The following is a 14,665-nucleotide window of genomic DNA, read 5'->3' on the forward strand; positions in this document are numbered from 1 at the left end:
CCAATCGGTTTATATACCTCGCAATGTGGTCGACCCACTAATGGGAAAGGTGGAAAGCGTACGCAAGTGAACGGCAGTGTGGTTCAGAACAAGGAAGTGCCGCTAACGGCACTTCCTGATTGACGTTCCGGTTGTTGCCTTAACTCTATTTGGACAGGCTAAACCCGCATCGCATCCAGTGCAGCGTTGCTGATTGTCAGTACAGACTTAATGCTTTGCTCAATCCTTTCGATAATCGCCGCCCTCGGGCCTGCACGCCAGGCATCGCTTTTGTAGAATTCATCCTGGGCGTTTTCGAGATGTTCGACACTGTCAAAAGCCCGAATCAGAAAGTACGAATCGGCATCGTGCAATGAGTTCCCAAAGCGGACAACGTCGATCCCCGCCTTACGATGCAGAGGGACGCTGGTTTCCGTCATGATCTTGTGAAAATCGCGGCCAGTCCCCTGCTTGAGGGTGTAGGTGAGTATCTCTACAGTTTTATTTTCCATCCATGATCCCTCATAAGCCAAACGGCGAAATAGGCGAGTGACGTCAGATTATGCCTCTGCCGGCTCAAAGTGATAATCAATCCAAATATGGTGCGTGCCGTCGGCGTCGATTTTCATGCCTCCGGATCCGGATATGCCTTTCAGATCCTGGGTGCCGCTGCCATCCACGATGCAGAAAAACTCGTTCAACCGCTCGCTGCCGGTGGTCGAAGCCGAGTGAATAAAATTAAAAGCCCCTTCTTTGCCATTCACGCTGCCCGAGAAACTTTCCATTGCGATGTAACTGCCCTGTTTTCTCGCCGGATCGAATGCTGCGGTAAAAATTGTTGCGGAAACCCCCTGGATCTCACCCGAATAGCGTTTCTCCATCGTGCTGACGGAAACCGGTAAGGCGGTTGCGAGCGCTGGCTCAGGGCTCAGATCCGTTGGTTTGAAATCCTTGGTAGAAAAAGTGGCAACTGCTTTCATTTAGAATCCCGTCTCTATAAAAATACCGAAAAAATGGATGCCAAGGATTGGCATTGGGCGTGGTCTATCCGGGGATTTAACAAGACACGCCGTTCCCTCTTCACCCGCAAGAGGGAACGCATAGGGTCAGTCGCGCAACCAGGGCGTGAAAGTGACGCCGATCAGCAACCCTTCCGGGCTGAGCAAGCGGGTGACGCTCTGGCCCCAGGGCTCTTCGCGGTTGGCGACCAGCAGGCGGTATCCCTTGTCGATCAACCCTTGGGTGGCCAACGCCATATCGGCGACGTCAAACTCCATCCATGCCTGCGGCACCGGCAGATCGGCCGGCCATTGTTCGCTGCCGAAGCAAGATTGCGCTGCCTGCGCCAACGGCCACAAGGCAAAGTGCTTCACCCCTTCCAGCGCGCCATGCTCGGCCAGCAGATAATCGGCATTGTCGGGCATCGGCTTGAGCGGCAGCCCCAGCGCGTCGACATAAAACGCCTTGCTATGCTCCGTTTGCTGCGTAATCGGCCCGAATCCGGCGATAAACAATACGCCAAGTCCTGCGAACTGCTGTTCCATGTTCTCTCCTGTGGGGGTTAGCGCCCCTGGCGCATCTGCATCGGGGCAAATCCATAAGCCGCTTTGAAGCGATTGCTGAAATGGCTGGCGGAACTGAAGCCGCATTCCAGCGCAATCTGCGTCAGCGGCAGCAAGCTGTGGCACAGCAATTTTTCCGCCTGTTGCAGCCGCGCGCGCATCACAAACTGGTGTGGCGCCAGGCCGGTGTCATGTTTGAACATGCGGGCAAAGTGGAACTCACTCAGCCCGGCCTGCGCCGCCAGGTCCGCCAGCAACAGCGGCTTGTCGAGGTGCTGCTCGATATACTCTTTTACCCGCCTGGCCACCGCTGGCGCCAGGCCACCGCGCACCCTCGGCAAGGCCCATTGCAGTTGACTGTAGCGCTGAACCAGATGCGACATCAGCAGGGTTGTAGCACTGCTGAGCGCCAACTGATTGGCGCGATCCTGCCAGTTGCAGTTAAGCAAAAACTGGCGGTACAGCAGCGTAATTTGCGGATCCTCGGCAAAAGCGCACGGATCGAGAGCGATCGCCGCCGGGCTGCGATCCCAGGTTTGCTCCACCACTTGCCGCAGATGCCGGTCGGTGCAGTAAAGGTGCACGAAAGATAAATCGCTGCGCACGTCCCAGGTGGATTCATACTGGCGAGGCATAATGCAGAAACGGTCCGGCCCACCGCCGTTCTTCCAGCCGCCGGGCACTTTTTGATAGCACTCGTAGCCATCGGCGACATAGAGGCTCAGGGTATGGTGATCGGCGCTTTCCTGGGTAATGCGATCGTCACGATTGGACCAGGCGGCCAGCTCCACGCCGGAACCCAGCTGCACGCTGCCGTGCAACCGCGCTTTATGTTCCCGCAGTGTTTCAAACGCCTTGTATCTGGACATCGCCGGTCCCGCTTCGCTGAATTGTTTTCAGTGTAAAGAGTGACGCCACACCGCACCAGCCCACGCCCCGCGCTTTTGCTAAAAAAAGCGCAAGAATATGCAATTGTGCGCAAAGCGCTGAAAGCACGGTAGCGAGCGGCAGTGGATACTGCGGCAGTCTATTTTGCCGGGGTCGATTATGAACGTGCTGTTGTACCTTGCCGTGGTGCTGATTTGGGGCACCACCTGGATTGCGATTACCCTGCAACAGGAAGGACCGGTAGCCATTCCGGTGTCGATCAGTTACCGCTTCGTGGTTTCCGCCGCAGTGATGTTGCTGATCCTGCTGTTGGCGCGCCGCCTGCGCCGCATTGCGCTGCGTGATCACCTGTTTTGCATCCTGCAAGGCTGCTGCGTGTTCGGCTTTAACTTCTACTGTTTCTACCATGCGGCGGCCTATATCAGCAGCGGGTTGGAATCGGTGATTTTCTCGATGGCGGTACTGTTCAATGCCGTCAACGGCATGATCTTCTTCCGTCAACGCCCCAGCACAAACTTGCTGCCTGCGGCGGTACTGGGCCTGACCGGGATCGTCGCCCTGTTCTGGCAGGATCTGGTCGCCACGCAAATGGCACCGGAACTGTTGCAAGGCATCGGCCTTAGTGCGCTCGGCACCTACGGTTTTTCGCTCGGTAATATGATCAGTTCACGCCACCAGCGGCGTGGGCTGGACATTCTATCCACCAATACTTATGCCATGAGTTATGGCGCCATCCTGATGGCACTGATCGCCCTGGCCCAGGGTGCATCCTTCCAGATTGAGTCCAGTACCCGTTATATCGGCTCATTGCTGTATCTGGCGATTTTTGGCTCGGTGATTGCCTTTGCCGCTTACTTCAGCCTGCTTGGCCGCATCGGCGCAAGCGCTGCGGCCTACAGCACCCTGCTGTTCCCGCTGGTGGCGCTGAGCATCTCGACACTCTATGAAGGTTACCAGTGGCACCTCAACGCGGTGATCGGCCTGTGCCTAATCCTGTTGGGGAATCTGGTGATGTTCGCCAAACCCGGCATGTACGCCGCGTTATGGCGGCGGGCGGTGTAAGCCCATTCCCCCGTAACTACCTTAACCGTCAGTGGAAGGCTCATCGTTATGCAAAAGCGCCGCCGTCATCAGTTCGCTGGCGGCTCAATTCCATTAGCTAACGCTCTCACTGGGTTTCCAACACCTTTAACGCATCAGAAACGGATTCATAGCGACCTTTCAATGCGTTGCATTGGAAATCGTTTTCTTTACCTTTGGCACAAGTCATCATTATCTGTGCAGATAGCGTTAACAGACGCGAATTCAGCGCATTAATTTTGCCAGGCTTCGGATCATTCACCCCTTCATCCAACGCTAACCGTAACCCTTCCATAAATGAACAAGAGTTATGGAAATTAATAAAATCACTCAAAGCATTATCGATGCCATAGTCATTTATTGATTCATTTTTTAAACGATTTGCCATTGCAGTGACTTTTTCGGCCCTGATCGACATGATTTTTTTATCTACTGCCGGAACAATCATTTGTTTGTAAATCACTTCGTTAACCAATGATCTTTCAGCGTTAGAGAATAGCGCAAGCGCCGAGAAAACAGATTTCGTTGTGGTGGGAGTTGCAACGGTAGCAATACCGGCGAATAAATTGGTAAAACTGCCTGCGCTCACATTAAATAATGCATCATTGCCATAAATGGTTTTACGGTGCTGTAGGCAAGCCTGCTCAGAGCCAATAACTAACGCATAAATCGCTTCATTTCTTTTATAACGACAACTGTCATCGACATTGTCGCCAAAACAACGCTTCGGGATAAGCTTCGGGATGTTCACGACTTTCCCTTGGGCATTCTCATAGCTGCCCTCGCCAATCAAGATGTTCCTTAACTCTGCGTAGTTCCCTACTGTAGAGCCGTCAACGGGTAAAGCGGCATAGTCATTATATAAATTTTTTTTAGAATTTAATCCGCAACCTACAACGCTAAAAGATAACAAAACCCAGGCCCCGCGCAGCACAAATTTATTTAGTTTAATCATGTGTTTTCCTTATGTATCAGATTCACGGGTCCTGCGCCTAAGCAGCAAGTATCAACGACGAAGTTTACTCTGACGGCCTCAATACGCACTCTTCTCTCGGGCATGGTCGCCCATTTACTTATATAGATGAAAAAGAAATTCGCTTATTGAACAAAAATAAAAATAGAATAAAAAACCAAAAAAAAGTCAACCCTAGCATTAAAACCCCATCGCTCCTGACTTTCATTCGTTAAAATCTTACGCCTTCGCAAACCAGCACACTATTAATTACCGTGATAAACATTATGGCGTAAACAGTCAAGCATAAAACGGTTAAACAAAAATCGCAGCCATCATTTTTATTTAATGGCGGCAATTGACATTTACTTACTTATGGCTATTTTTATCAGCATAGATCATTTTATTCTCTCACCATTTTTTTCAAAAAAGACGAGTAACACATGCATATTATTAATACCGAATGAAAACCCATACTGAGTGATAACATCCAGGGGTTTTATTATGCCTATATCTCTAGTTAGTCATGTAACGGATCAAGACTCCTCGCTCCGACTATGGGCAGGCTTAGCAGGCTTCTCTGCCGATGAGCAACTTGTCTGGAGGATCAACGGTAGTATCAGCACTCCCATAACGATCCGGCAATATCATTGGCCTATTCACACCGGGCTACACTTTCAATCGCTGGTTGTTGAATTTCACAACCTTCCGACTGACCGTATTCATACGGTAGAACTCCAGGCGGGGGATGAAAGAACGCTTCGCAACTTCCGCACGCGAATCAATGGGGTTCCCGCCAAAGATGGGCAAACATTTAACCTATTGTTACTGTCCTGCTTTGATAACAACATGGACAAAGGCGGGAAATCCGCCAAGATCCTGTCGCAGCTGGTCCCCAAACCTGACTGGACCATTTTAGCTGGCGATCAAGTTTACCTTGATTTGCCGCCTTTATTGAATTTTGTCGACGATACCCCTTGGCTGGAAAATCAATTCTATAAGACCTACTACAAAAACTGGTTTAACGGCAGCAGCAATACCAATCCTCAAAATGAACCTGTCGGCTATCCTAGCGTGTTGACACTCGCGCCTGTCGCTATGCTGCCGGATGATCATGAGTTCTGGAATAATGCGCCGGCATTAAGCCCCTGGATCGGCAATACCTTCACTGCGAAAGGGAGAAAACGGTGGTGGGCCGCCGCCGCCAAAGCCTACGAGGCATTTCAACTTTCCGCCAGCTCATTGGGCTCTGCATGCAAATTGCAACAACCTCCACTCTCCATTTTGATGCTGGACACCCGAACCCAGCGTAATGCAGGCGGCATCTTCAGTAATACCACAGACAACGCCGGCGATTTACTCGGCCATTCCGGACAACAACAAGCTCTGGAAGAATGGGCAAGCAAATTGGTAGAAAGTGCCAACACCGCCACCCCTCAGTACGGCGTTCTGGTTACGGGCCAATCATTGTTCAAAGAACCGGCAGGCTTTTTCGAAGGGAAAACGACAGATTATGAGCTGGCTAATTATTCATATGACTATGAATTTATCCTCCAACAGATTGAACGGGTATCTGCAGCCGGTTTGCCGGTGCTCTGCCTGACGGGGGATGTGCATTGGGGGCGGGTGTCGTGCGCTCAACACGTCAACAATAGCTACGGAAAAATTTATGAATTTATCTCCTCGCCAACGTCGCTATGCCAATACAGCAACAAAAGGGATATGGCTAATGTCTTGCTTAATCATTCACTGGGAGTGCTTCGCGATCTGCAATTGACCCGGGATTACCCGTTTCCAGAGCCACCGCCAGCCAGGTTCGGCACCCGCGGTTTGTACACAACGACGACCATCAATAACTTCGCACTACAGAATAATAAGCCTTTACAAGGAGATATGGGGCTGATGTTGAGCTTTAGCACGGTGGGCAGAGGGTTGGATGTGATAGTTACCTATATCCCCTTCCCCGACACTATCCCGCAGAAACTGCAGCAGCGCAGCATGACGTTATCGCTGCGCCCTATCGTATAAAATGAGGACAGTCCAATGAGTATTAGCATCATGCGTTCACAGGCAACTCAATCCAGCAATTTTATTAAAAATATCAAGCGCAAGTCTAACGAACAAAATATCTCTTGGCTAAAACAGGCAGTTACCTCCTGCGCAATTGAGAATGTTGAAAACCCCGGATTAATTTTACTTGCTGGTGGCAACGATCCCGTTTCATTTCGGTTACGGGTGGCACAAGCGCATTTACGAAGTGACTTTCTGCCGAGTGCGTGGTCCGTTGCGCTATTTATTCAGGACATAGATCCAATCAACCTGGAAGAAAGCACCACGCTAGGTATCGATCTTACGCCAAAAGAGTGGTATCCGGACCACGGCTATGCACCGGCATCGAATGCCATTCAGGTGGGTAAACTATCCCGGTTTGCAGATAAATCTCGCTATCCGAACTTGGCGCTGTTGGCGATCCCGGTTCCAAGCAAAGATATCGCCGAAAAAATCAGGCAGTTATACAAGGAACGTTTTATGCTGGATCTCTCCGCGTTGTTGATCCGCTGGTTACAATATAGTTGGGGCATAGGCACGGCGGCTAACCCTTTGCACGAAGGATATGGTTTTCCTTCCGCCGCCATGCTCAATATGGCATTTTCAGCCAACAGTTTTGATCTGTCGCCGGGTATGGGCGGCACTATCAGTAGCCCGGAATCCATCTGGCAAGCAGCACGCTACTGGCACGAATACTATGAGAGTGATACTTCCCGCACACCCATTTTCGGAGCTTATGTCATGTCGCACAGTTTGGTGCCAGATCGTTATTATCCCTCTCACCAAACAAGTAAATAGCCTCTATTGGATAGGGATCTTCATATTGCATGCCTCCTTTAGCCTGGAGGCATAGAGCTACGGCTATATTCAGGCTCTGCTGATCTTCCATATCATCTCGCGGCGTAGTCATCGCCACTATCATCTTGCTAGCGGGTTCCACATCTGATCTTTTGCATTGGCAGCCGATAAGGTTGAGAGCTCCATACGACACATAACAAACCAGCCCCCGCAAAGCCAGACGTCAACGCCGGCAACTTTGCTATCATCATAGACACAAAAGATGTTTCCACCCGGCCACAAAGAGACAGTAAGGAAACTGATGATCACCCTTTGCCCCTTTACCCCGTTGCGCGTATTACGGCGCATTGCCCTGACTGGAGCCGTTATGAGCCTATTGTTATGCAGCAATACCTTCGCCAGTTCGTTGCCGTTGCTCGCCCCCTCCGCGCTGAAAGGACACTGGCAGTTGACCGACACCGAAGGCAAGATCGCCGCCTGTGACGTTGAACTGAGCGATGAACGGATCGAAAGCACCAACGCCTACCGTTTCACCGCCTCATCGCAGTGCCTGCAACCGCTGGCGCTCACCGAGCTGCCGGTAGCCTGGCGCCCGACGCCGGACGGCATGACGTTGACCAACGCCGACGGCAGCAGGGTGGCGTTTCTGGCGCTGACCGCCCCTAAACGCTACGAAGTCATGAACCACGGCGGTAAACCCCGCTTTGTACTGACACCGCGCTGACTAAGCTACCAGCAGCCCGAGCAGCGCACCGCCCGCCAGTATCCACAGCGGGTGAATGCGTTTGTTCATGCTCAGTAACGTGGCCAGCGCGATGATCGCCGCCAACGGCCAGCTCGGCGCAGAAGCTTCGGCAATCAACACCCCGCTGGCCGCCACCAACCCGACGGTGACCGGCACCAGACCGGTCTGCACGATGCGCCGCCAGGGTTTGTCCTTGAAGCGCCGCCAGGCCCCCATCACCAGTAAAGTGACGATCGATGACGGGCCGAACTTGGCGATGGAGGAAACCAGCAGCCCCGCCCAGCCGGCCACGTGCCAGCCAATCAGCGGCACGATCATCATATTCGGCCCCGGCGCAGCTTGCGCCATGGCGAACAGCGCGCTGAACTCCTGTGCGCTCATCCATTGATGAATCTCCACCACCTGGCGCTGCATTTCCGGCAGGATGGTCATGCCGCCGCCGAATGCCAGCAGCGAAAGCTCGGTGAAAATAATCGCCAGCGAGATCAATACGCCCATCATGAGGGCTTCCTCCACCACAGCAACAAAATGCTCAGCGGCGCCAGCACCAGCATGGTCGGCAACAGCGGCAGGCGCAGCCAGGCGATGGCGATCAGGCACAGCGCGACAATCCCCAGCGCCAGCCATTTACCGCGCAGCGGCAACAGCATCTTTATCCCGGTGGACAGCAGCAAACCGGCCGCCGCAGCCGCCAGCCCGGCAAACACGTGCTGCACATGCGCATCATTCTGGAAGCGGGCGTAAACCATCCCCAACCCGACCACAATCGCGGTCGGGGCGCTGATCAACCCCAGCAATGCACAGCAAGCGCCGCGCAGGCCGCGGAACTCCATCCCCACCGCGACCGAAAGGTTGATTACGTTGCCCCCCGGCAGAAACTGGCACAGCCCGAGCAGCTCGGTAAACTGTTCGCCGCTCAGCCAGCGCCGATCCTCCACCAGCATATTGCGCGCCAGCGGTAGCACGCCGCCAAACCCTATCAGCCCCAGCATCAGAAAGCCCCAAAACAGCTCCCCATTGCCCGGCGCCGCCGCAAGCCGGGTGTTTTTTACCGCATCCGATTCAGACATTGCTCGTTCCACATCGCTTATTTTTGATGCCTGGTATGATGCGCGCCGCCATGTCATGATGTCTAATGCATTTCGGAACCAACAAGGATACCTTTTAGGTATGTCTATGATCGAACTTCGCCGCTTGCGGGCGTTCGTTGCGGTAGTTGAAGAAGGCAATATTACCCGCGCCGCCGAACGGCTGTTTATTCAACAGCCGCCGTTGACCCGCCTGCTGCAGGGGCTGGAGGATGAGCTGGGGGTAACACTGTTGCAGCGCCTGCCGCGTGGCGTGCGCGCCACCGAAGCGGGCAACGTGCTGTTTAATGAGGCGCGTGCGTTGTTGGCCCGCGCCGAGCTGTTGACCGAAGCGGTGCATCGCGCAGCACGCGGTGAACAGGGGCATATCGCCATCGGCTTCACCAGCTCCGCCGCGCTGCATCCGTTCGTGCCTAACCTGTTGCGCCGCTATCGCGAGATCCTGCCGGGCATCACCACCCAACTGGAAGAAGCCGGCAGCGGCGAACTGCTGGATGCGCTGGTGGATGAACGGCTCGACGTGGCTTTTGTGCGCTCGCCGGCCAGCGGCATTCCAGGCCTGACCATTGAGCCGGTGCTGCGCGAACCTATGCTGGTCGCCCTGCCGGTCGGCCACCCGCGGGCAGTCGACAGCGCGCAGCCATTGCCGTTGGCGTCGTTGGCGAACGAAGCTTTTATTCTCTACCGCCGCCCTGCGGGCCAGGGCTTGTACGATGCCATTTTAGCCGCCTGCCACCGCGCCGGGTTCAGCCCGCGCGTCATCCAAGAAGCCCCGCGCCTGCCCGCGACGCTTAGCCTGGTGGGGGCCGGTCTGGGGTTGTCGATCGTACCGGCCTCGATGCGGCGGTTGGGCGGCGACGGCATCGTCTACCGGGCAATCAGCGACGAAGCCCAGCTCAGTGCGCCGCTGTACCTGGCGCTGCGCAGCAACCGCTCGTCCGCCCTCATCCAGCGCTTCCGCGCGCTGGTGACGGAGGCGGTCAGCGCACAGCATTCCGGCTAAATAACGGCGTTTAATACCGCTCCCCCCAAGCATGATACGGGTGGAAGGCATGCAGGTTAGCCGACCGTTGAGCGCATGGACGCGCGATACGAGCCTCCATGGACGGATTCACGGCGTGTCGGCGCTCTGCACGTTCCTCACCTGTAGCACTATTGATCGCAACTGTTTAGTCCTGCTGGTCGGTGATACGCGTCAGGTGGATCACCAGATACAGCAGTTCATCGTTCGACATCTCCATCTCAAGCAGATTCTTCACATAGTCGCGGATCAGCAGCGCGCCGCGATAAGCATTCGGGTACTCCCTGGTCACCTGGGCAAAGATGAAGTCGTCTTTCGACGCCATCTGTTGCCCTTCGACCATCCGCTGAATAAAAAACTGCATATGCACCAGAAAACGTGCGTAATTGAGCGAATCCGTATCGATATTGATGCGAAAGTGATACTTGATGATATTGAAAATGTCTTTCAGCATCTTCACCGACAGCAGGGTATGTTCCATGTTCTGCACGTCGGTCTGGCCGTTAACCAGATGGAACGCGATATTCCCCGCCTCTTCTTCCGGCAGAGCGATGTTAAGCCGCTGATTGATTTGCCCCAGCGCCTGCATCGCCACTGCGAACTCCTGCGGATAAAAGCGCTTCACCTCGAACAACAGCCGGTTTTGGATCGCAATGCCCTTGTGATAGCGCTCAATGGCAAAGCTGATGTGGTCCGCCAGGGTGAAGAAAATCTGCTCGTTAATGCGACCATTGAGCTGCCGGTTGGCCTCAGCGAGGATCATCTGCACAATCTCCAGGTGCTCCTCCGGCGTGTTTTCCATCAGCCGCAGGTAATCACGGCCCTTTTGGCTGTTCTGCACCACATACACTTTCTCAATAGTGGCCGGGTCGAGAACGTCACCCACTTTGCTGTTAAAGCCAATACCCTTGCCCATGACGATAGCTTCGTTGTTATCGCTGTCTGTTGATAGCACCAGGCTATTATTGAGTACCTTAATGACTTTCATCGTCGCGGCCATCACCCTTTATTTTTATTAGCGTTGCCGGCCATGAGTGGCAATCAGCCGTTGATACCAGTCAAAACTGCGCTTTTTGATGCGGCGCAGATCTTTCAGATCCTGTTCACCCCGGTTTACATAGATAAACCCGTAACGCTTGGCGTAGCCCTGATGGGTACTGACCACGTCTATCGCCGCCCACGGGCAATACCCCATGAGTTCAACGCCGTCGTTGATCGCCAATTGCATCTGTTCAACGTGCTGGCGCATAAACTCAATGCGGTAGTCATCATTAATTGTACCATCGGCCTGTAACTCATCCGGGGCGCCTATGCCGTTTTCGGTAATTAATATCGGCAACGCGTAGCGTTCGTAGGTTTTGCGCAGCGTCAGGCGCAGCCCGACCGGGTCGATCACCCAACCGTAACGGGTTTTGCCAACGAACGGGTTTTCCGCCGCGCGGTACACTCCCGGTTCCCCCAGCATGATTTGCTGATCGCCGGCGCGGGCACTGATGTCCGAAGCATCGCCCCGGCTGGCGGCGATGGTGGCGGTGGAATAGTAGTTTATCGCCACGTAATCCGGTTTGCCCTGCAGCAACAGCGCCGCATCGCCCGGTTCCATTTGCGGCGCCAGGCCGCGATCCTGCAAATATCGCCAGGCCAGCGCGTTATAGCGCCCATGCACCGCCACGTCGAGGAAACTCCAGCAGCGCAGCGTTTCCCAGTTATGCGCGGCGATGGCGTCCAGCGGATGGCAGGTTTCCTGATACATCGACGTGGTGTTAATCGCCGGGCCGATTTTGCCGGAGGGGCAGCGTTGGTGGCACAGCGCCATCACCCTGGCCTGCGCCACCAGCATGTGGTGGCTTTGCTGATACAGCACCTGTTTGGACGGCAACTCGCCGCCCTTCGGCATGCCAATCGCGCCCGGATGCAGGATCATCGTGTTCTGTTCATTGATGGTCAGCCAATATTTTACCCGATCGCCAAAGGCGTCAAACAGCACCGCCGCATACTCGACAAACGCATCGATAGTGGCGCGATTGGACCAGCCGCCCTGCTGTTCGAGCACGTAAGGCAAATCGAAGTGATAAAGCGTCACCACAGGTTCAATGCCATGACGCTGCAGTTCATCGATCAGTTGCCGATAGAACGCCAGCCCGGCGGCGTTAACCTCGCCGGTGCCGTTGGGCAGCACCCGCGTCCAGGCGACGGAAAAGCGGTAGGCCTTCAGCCCCAGCTCGGCGAACAGTTTCACGTCTTCGCGGAAACGGTGATAGTGATCGCTGGCAACTTTGAAATCGGCGGTTTCTTCAGGATGATCGAGCATATCGACAATCGACGGGCTTTTACCGTCTTCATCCCAGGCTCCCTCCACCTGATAGGCGGAAGTAGAAGCCCCCCACAGAAAATCTGCGGGGAAATCGTCCAGGCGTTGATAAATCATGCCGGCTCCTTGGGGGTATTGAGGGCGATGATTGTCTCGCCAAAGCCCACGCTGCCCGGCTGACGGCAGCTCAACTGCGGGAAGGCTTCGCTGTTGATCACCAATACCGGCGTAGTAAGGTCGTAACCCAACGCAGTTATCGCCGCAATATCAAAACGCACCAGCTCATCCCCCACCTTGACCCGATCGCCAATCTGCAATTCGGAAGCAAAATGCCGGCCGGCCAGATTGACGGTATCTATGCCTATGTGCACCAGCAGTTCGACGCCGTTGTCACCCTTGATGCCCACCGCGTGCATCGACGGCAAAAAGGTCATCACCTCACCGTCCAGCGGCGCACGCAGTACCCCTTCCTGCGGCTTTATCGCTACGCCCTGTCCCAATAATCCCTGCGAGAACACGTCGTCGTTAACCTGCTCCAGCGCCACCAGTTGGCCGGCCAGCGGGCTGAAAATCTGCTGCTCATCGCCGCCGATGGGAGCCACCGCCGGTGCGGTCTCCTGCTCTTGCTCTTCAACCGGATCGTCAAAGCCGAAGATCCAGGTCAGCGCGAAAGTCACCACGATGGCAATGGCACAGGTGATCAGCGCATGGACGATATTCATCGGGTTTTCACCGATAAATGCCGGCAACGCCGCCAATCCCGGAGAGACAAAGGCATAGCGCACCAGCCCGCTCAGCCCGGCATAGATACCGGCGCAGCCGCCGCCGATCATCGCCGCAATCAGCGGTTTGCGCAGCTTCAGGGTCACGCCGTACAGCGAAGGTTCGGTGATCCCCAGCAGCGCAGTGAACCCGGCGGAAGACGCCAACTGGCGCAGATTTTTGTTTTTGGTGCGGAAAGCCACGCACAGCGTCGCCGCGCCCTGCGCGATATTGGACGCCAGCATGCCCGGTCCGTTAATCATTTCGAAACCGTTTTTGCTCAACTGGCCGGTAGCGATAGGTGTCATCGCCCAGGCGGTGCCGGTGATCACCAGGAAGGGTTGCAGCCCGCCCATCAGCATCGGGATCAGCCAACTGGCCTTGCCGTCGACGATGGCCGCGCCTGCGGCGACCAGGTCGTTAAGGAAAATACCGAACGGCCCGACCACCACCAACGCCAGCGGCGCCGTCACCAACAGGATAATCATCGGCTTGGTGAAAAACTTGATCATCGTCGGCGACACTTTCTCCGCAAAGCGCTCGATATAGGACATCAGCCACACGGTGAATATAATCGGCAGCACCGAACCGGCGTAGTCCGCCAGCCGTACCGGAATACCGATAAAATCAATCGCGGTGCCCGCCGCCAGCATCTGCGCCAAATTGGGGTGCAGCAAGGCACCGGCGATGGTCATCGCCAGTATCGGGTTGCATTCAAACTTGATCGAAGCGCCGTAGGCCAGTAATACCGGCAGGAAGAAAAACGCCGCATCGGCGATGGTGTCCAGCAGATGATACGTCGGGCTGGCGGCGTCTATCACACCGGTCAGTTTGAGGATCGCCAGTAGCGCCTTGATCATCCCCGCCCCGGTGATCGCCGGGATCACCGGCGTGAACGTGGTGGAGATAACGCTGATGATCTGCGAAAACACCCCGCCCCTGGCCTGCTGTTTCTTCTCGCCCTGTCGGCCACTGAGATCGCCAACCTCTTTTTGCAACGTGCGGAAGGTTTGCTGTACGTTATTGCCGACCACGATCTGAAACTGGCCGCCGCGCTCCACCACGCTTATCACCCCCGGCAAGGCCTCAATGGCTTTCGCCTGCACCTTGCTGTCATCGTTAAACTCCATGCGCAGACGCGTGGCGCAGTGCGTCAGTTTACTGACGTTAGCTTTACCGCCGACTCGCGCCAATATTTCCAGGCCTAACTGTTTGTAATCCATCGATTTTCCCCGGTAAAAAAAACAAAAAAAAAGACCAAAATGAAAATGCGCCTCATCATGATGAGAGGTGCATTCCTATTTTGGTCTTGCCTGCCTGAGCAGTAACACGCCTTAATAAAAATGTCTGGCGACCACGGAGGTCGCGACGGAAGTATCGCCATAGTTGCGTTTTTTCAGCAACTGCCTTCGTCAAACTTTGCGAGCAAC

General features: G+C 54.8%; 15 protein-coding genes. 5 read left to right on the top strand and 10 right to left on the bottom strand.

From position 1 onward, the window contains the following. Positions 1-158 precede the first annotated feature (158 nt). The 4 genes from SPL01S_RS06825 to SPL01S_RS06840 all read right to left on the bottom strand — a co-directional run bounded on the left by SPL01S_RS06825 (position 159) and on the right by SPL01S_RS06840 (position 2,410). A complete protein-coding gene (locus tag SPL01S_RS06825) occupies positions 159-491 on the bottom strand; it encodes an NIPSNAP family protein (RefSeq protein WP_063198435.1) in 333 nt (110 codons plus the stop codon). Between the two features lie 48 nt (positions 492-539). Beyond that, on the bottom strand, positions 540-959 hold the full coding sequence (locus SPL01S_RS06830; RefSeq protein ID WP_063198437.1) for a DUF3224 domain-containing protein: 420 nt from the start codon (positions 957-959) through the stop codon (positions 540-542). A 126-nt stretch (positions 960-1,085) separates the two neighbouring features. Beyond that, positions 1,086-1,523, bottom strand: a complete 438-nt coding sequence (locus SPL01S_RS06835; RefSeq protein WP_063198439.1) for a VOC family protein — start codon at positions 1,521-1,523, stop codon at positions 1,086-1,088. Positions 1,524-1,540: 17 nt separating this feature from the next. Beyond that, positions 1,541-2,410 (bottom strand): helix-turn-helix domain-containing protein, encoded by an 870-nt coding sequence (locus SPL01S_RS06840; protein ID WP_063198441.1) that lies wholly within the window; start codon positions 2,408-2,410, stop codon positions 1,541-1,543. Between the two features lie 178 nt (positions 2,411-2,588). On the opposite strand from SPL01S_RS06840, the gene SPL01S_RS06845 reads away from it, so the two are divergent. Further along, positions 2,589-3,491: a DMT family transporter gene (locus SPL01S_RS06845; RefSeq protein ID WP_063198443.1), complete on the top strand. Its 903-nt coding sequence runs from the start codon at positions 2,589-2,591 to the stop codon at positions 3,489-3,491. Positions 3,492-3,597: 106 nt separating this feature from the next. On the opposite strand, the gene SPL01S_RS06850 is transcribed toward SPL01S_RS06845, so the two are convergent. Continuing rightward, positions 3,598-4,464, bottom strand: coding sequence for a hypothetical protein (locus SPL01S_RS06850; RefSeq protein ID WP_063198446.1), 867 nt, complete (start codon positions 4,462-4,464; stop codon positions 3,598-3,600). 501 nt (positions 4,465-4,965) lie between these two features. Between SPL01S_RS06850 and SPL01S_RS06855 the strand changes: the two genes are divergently transcribed. The 3 genes from SPL01S_RS06855 (at position 4,966) to SPL01S_RS06865 (ending at position 8,032) form a co-directional block, all read left to right on the top strand. Then, complete coding sequence (locus SPL01S_RS06855) at positions 4,966-6,489, top strand: metallophosphoesterase family protein (protein WP_063198448.1); 1,524 nt, start codon at positions 4,966-4,968, stop codon at positions 6,487-6,489. Positions 6,490-6,504: 15 nt separating this feature from the next. Beyond that, on the top strand, positions 6,505-7,308 hold the full coding sequence (locus SPL01S_RS06860) for a hypothetical protein (protein WP_063198450.1): 804 nt from the start codon (positions 6,505-6,507) through the stop codon (positions 7,306-7,308). Between the two features lie 367 nt (positions 7,309-7,675). After that, positions 7,676-8,032: a protease inhibitor Inh/omp19 family protein gene (locus SPL01S_RS06865; RefSeq protein WP_004944151.1), complete on the top strand. Its 357-nt coding sequence runs from the start codon at positions 7,676-7,678 to the stop codon at positions 8,030-8,032. Here SPL01S_RS06865 and SPL01S_RS06870 read toward each other — a convergent pair whose 3' ends face one another. Together SPL01S_RS06870 and SPL01S_RS06875 are read right to left on the bottom strand one after the other, a co-directional pair. After that, on the bottom strand, positions 8,033-8,554 hold the full coding sequence (locus SPL01S_RS06870; protein WP_006325093.1) for a chromate transporter: 522 nt from the start codon (positions 8,552-8,554) through the stop codon (positions 8,033-8,035). After that, the gene (locus SPL01S_RS06875) at positions 8,551-9,123 is read right to left on the bottom strand and encodes a chromate transporter (RefSeq protein ID WP_013812810.1); all 573 of its coding nucleotides are present in this window, start codon (positions 9,121-9,123) and stop codon (positions 8,551-8,553) included. Before SPL01S_RS06875 ends, SPL01S_RS06870 begins: the two co-directional genes overlap by 4 nt. Before the next feature lie 100 nt (positions 9,124-9,223). Between SPL01S_RS06875 and SPL01S_RS06880 the strand changes: the two genes are divergently transcribed. Further along, positions 9,224-10,144, top strand: coding sequence for a LysR family transcriptional regulator (locus SPL01S_RS06880; protein ID WP_063198453.1), 921 nt, complete (start codon positions 9,224-9,226; stop codon positions 10,142-10,144). A gap of 166 nt (positions 10,145-10,310) precedes the next feature. Here SPL01S_RS06880 and licT read toward each other — a convergent pair whose 3' ends face one another. The 3 genes from licT to SPL01S_RS06895 are packed head-to-tail and all read right to left on the bottom strand — an operon-like array spanning position 10,311 to position 14,458. After that, on the bottom strand, positions 10,311-11,150 hold the full coding sequence (gene licT / locus SPL01S_RS06885; protein WP_004944140.1) for a BglG family transcription antiterminator LicT: 840 nt from the start codon (positions 11,148-11,150) through the stop codon (positions 10,311-10,313). Between the two features lie 27 nt (positions 11,151-11,177). Next, positions 11,178-12,590, bottom strand: coding sequence for a glycoside hydrolase family 1 protein (locus SPL01S_RS06890; protein WP_063198456.1), 1,413 nt, complete (start codon positions 12,588-12,590; stop codon positions 11,178-11,180). Further along, positions 12,587-14,458 (bottom strand): beta-glucoside-specific PTS transporter subunit IIABC, encoded by a 1,872-nt coding sequence (locus SPL01S_RS06895; RefSeq protein WP_063198458.1) that lies wholly within the window; start codon positions 14,456-14,458, stop codon positions 12,587-12,589. Before SPL01S_RS06895 ends, SPL01S_RS06890 begins: the two co-directional genes overlap by 4 nt. Positions 14,459-14,665: the final 207 nt, after the last annotated feature.

The sequence above is a fragment of the Serratia plymuthica NBRC 102599 genome (assembly GCF_001590925.1).
GTDB lineage: Bacteria > Pseudomonadota > Gammaproteobacteria > Enterobacterales > Enterobacteriaceae > Serratia > Serratia plymuthica.

Coding starts and splice junctions, on each gene's coding strand:
- SPL01S_RS06825 (WP_063198435.1), bottom strand. CDS start 491: ATGGAAAATAAAACTGTAGAGATACTCACCTACACCCTCAAGCAGGGG.
- SPL01S_RS06830 (WP_063198437.1), bottom strand. CDS start 959: ATGAAAGCAGTTGCCACTTTTTCTACCAAGGATTTCAAACCAACGGAT.
- SPL01S_RS06835 (WP_063198439.1), bottom strand. CDS start 1,523: ATGGAACAGCAGTTCGCAGGACTTGGCGTATTGTTTATCGCCGGATTC.
- SPL01S_RS06840 (WP_063198441.1), bottom strand. CDS start 2,410: ATGTCCAGATACAAGGCGTTTGAAACACTGCGGGAACATAAAGCGCGG.
- SPL01S_RS06845 (WP_063198443.1), top strand. CDS start 2,589: ATGAACGTGCTGTTGTACCTTGCCGTGGTGCTGATTTGGGGCACCACC.
- SPL01S_RS06850 (WP_063198446.1), bottom strand. CDS start 4,464: ATGATTAAACTAAATAAATTTGTGCTGCGCGGGGCCTGGGTTTTGTTA.
- SPL01S_RS06855 (WP_063198448.1), top strand. CDS start 4,966: ATGCCTATATCTCTAGTTAGTCATGTAACGGATCAAGACTCCTCGCTC.
- SPL01S_RS06860 (WP_063198450.1), top strand. CDS start 6,505: ATGAGTATTAGCATCATGCGTTCACAGGCAACTCAATCCAGCAATTTT.
- SPL01S_RS06865 (WP_004944151.1), top strand. CDS start 7,676: ATGAGCCTATTGTTATGCAGCAATACCTTCGCCAGTTCGTTGCCGTTG.
- SPL01S_RS06870 (WP_006325093.1), bottom strand. CDS start 8,554: ATGATGGGCGTATTGATCTCGCTGGCGATTATTTTCACCGAGCTTTCG.
- SPL01S_RS06875 (WP_013812810.1), bottom strand. CDS start 9,123: ATGTCTGAATCGGATGCGGTAAAAAACACCCGGCTTGCGGCGGCGCCG.
- SPL01S_RS06880 (WP_063198453.1), top strand. CDS start 9,224: ATGTCTATGATCGAACTTCGCCGCTTGCGGGCGTTCGTTGCGGTAGTT.
- licT (WP_004944140.1), bottom strand. CDS start 11,150: ATGAAAGTCATTAAGGTACTCAATAATAGCCTGGTGCTATCAACAGAC.
- SPL01S_RS06890 (WP_063198456.1), bottom strand. CDS start 12,590: ATGATTTATCAACGCCTGGACGATTTCCCCGCAGATTTTCTGTGGGGG.
- SPL01S_RS06895 (WP_063198458.1), bottom strand. CDS start 14,458: ATGGATTACAAACAGTTAGGCCTGGAAATATTGGCGCGAGTCGGCGGT.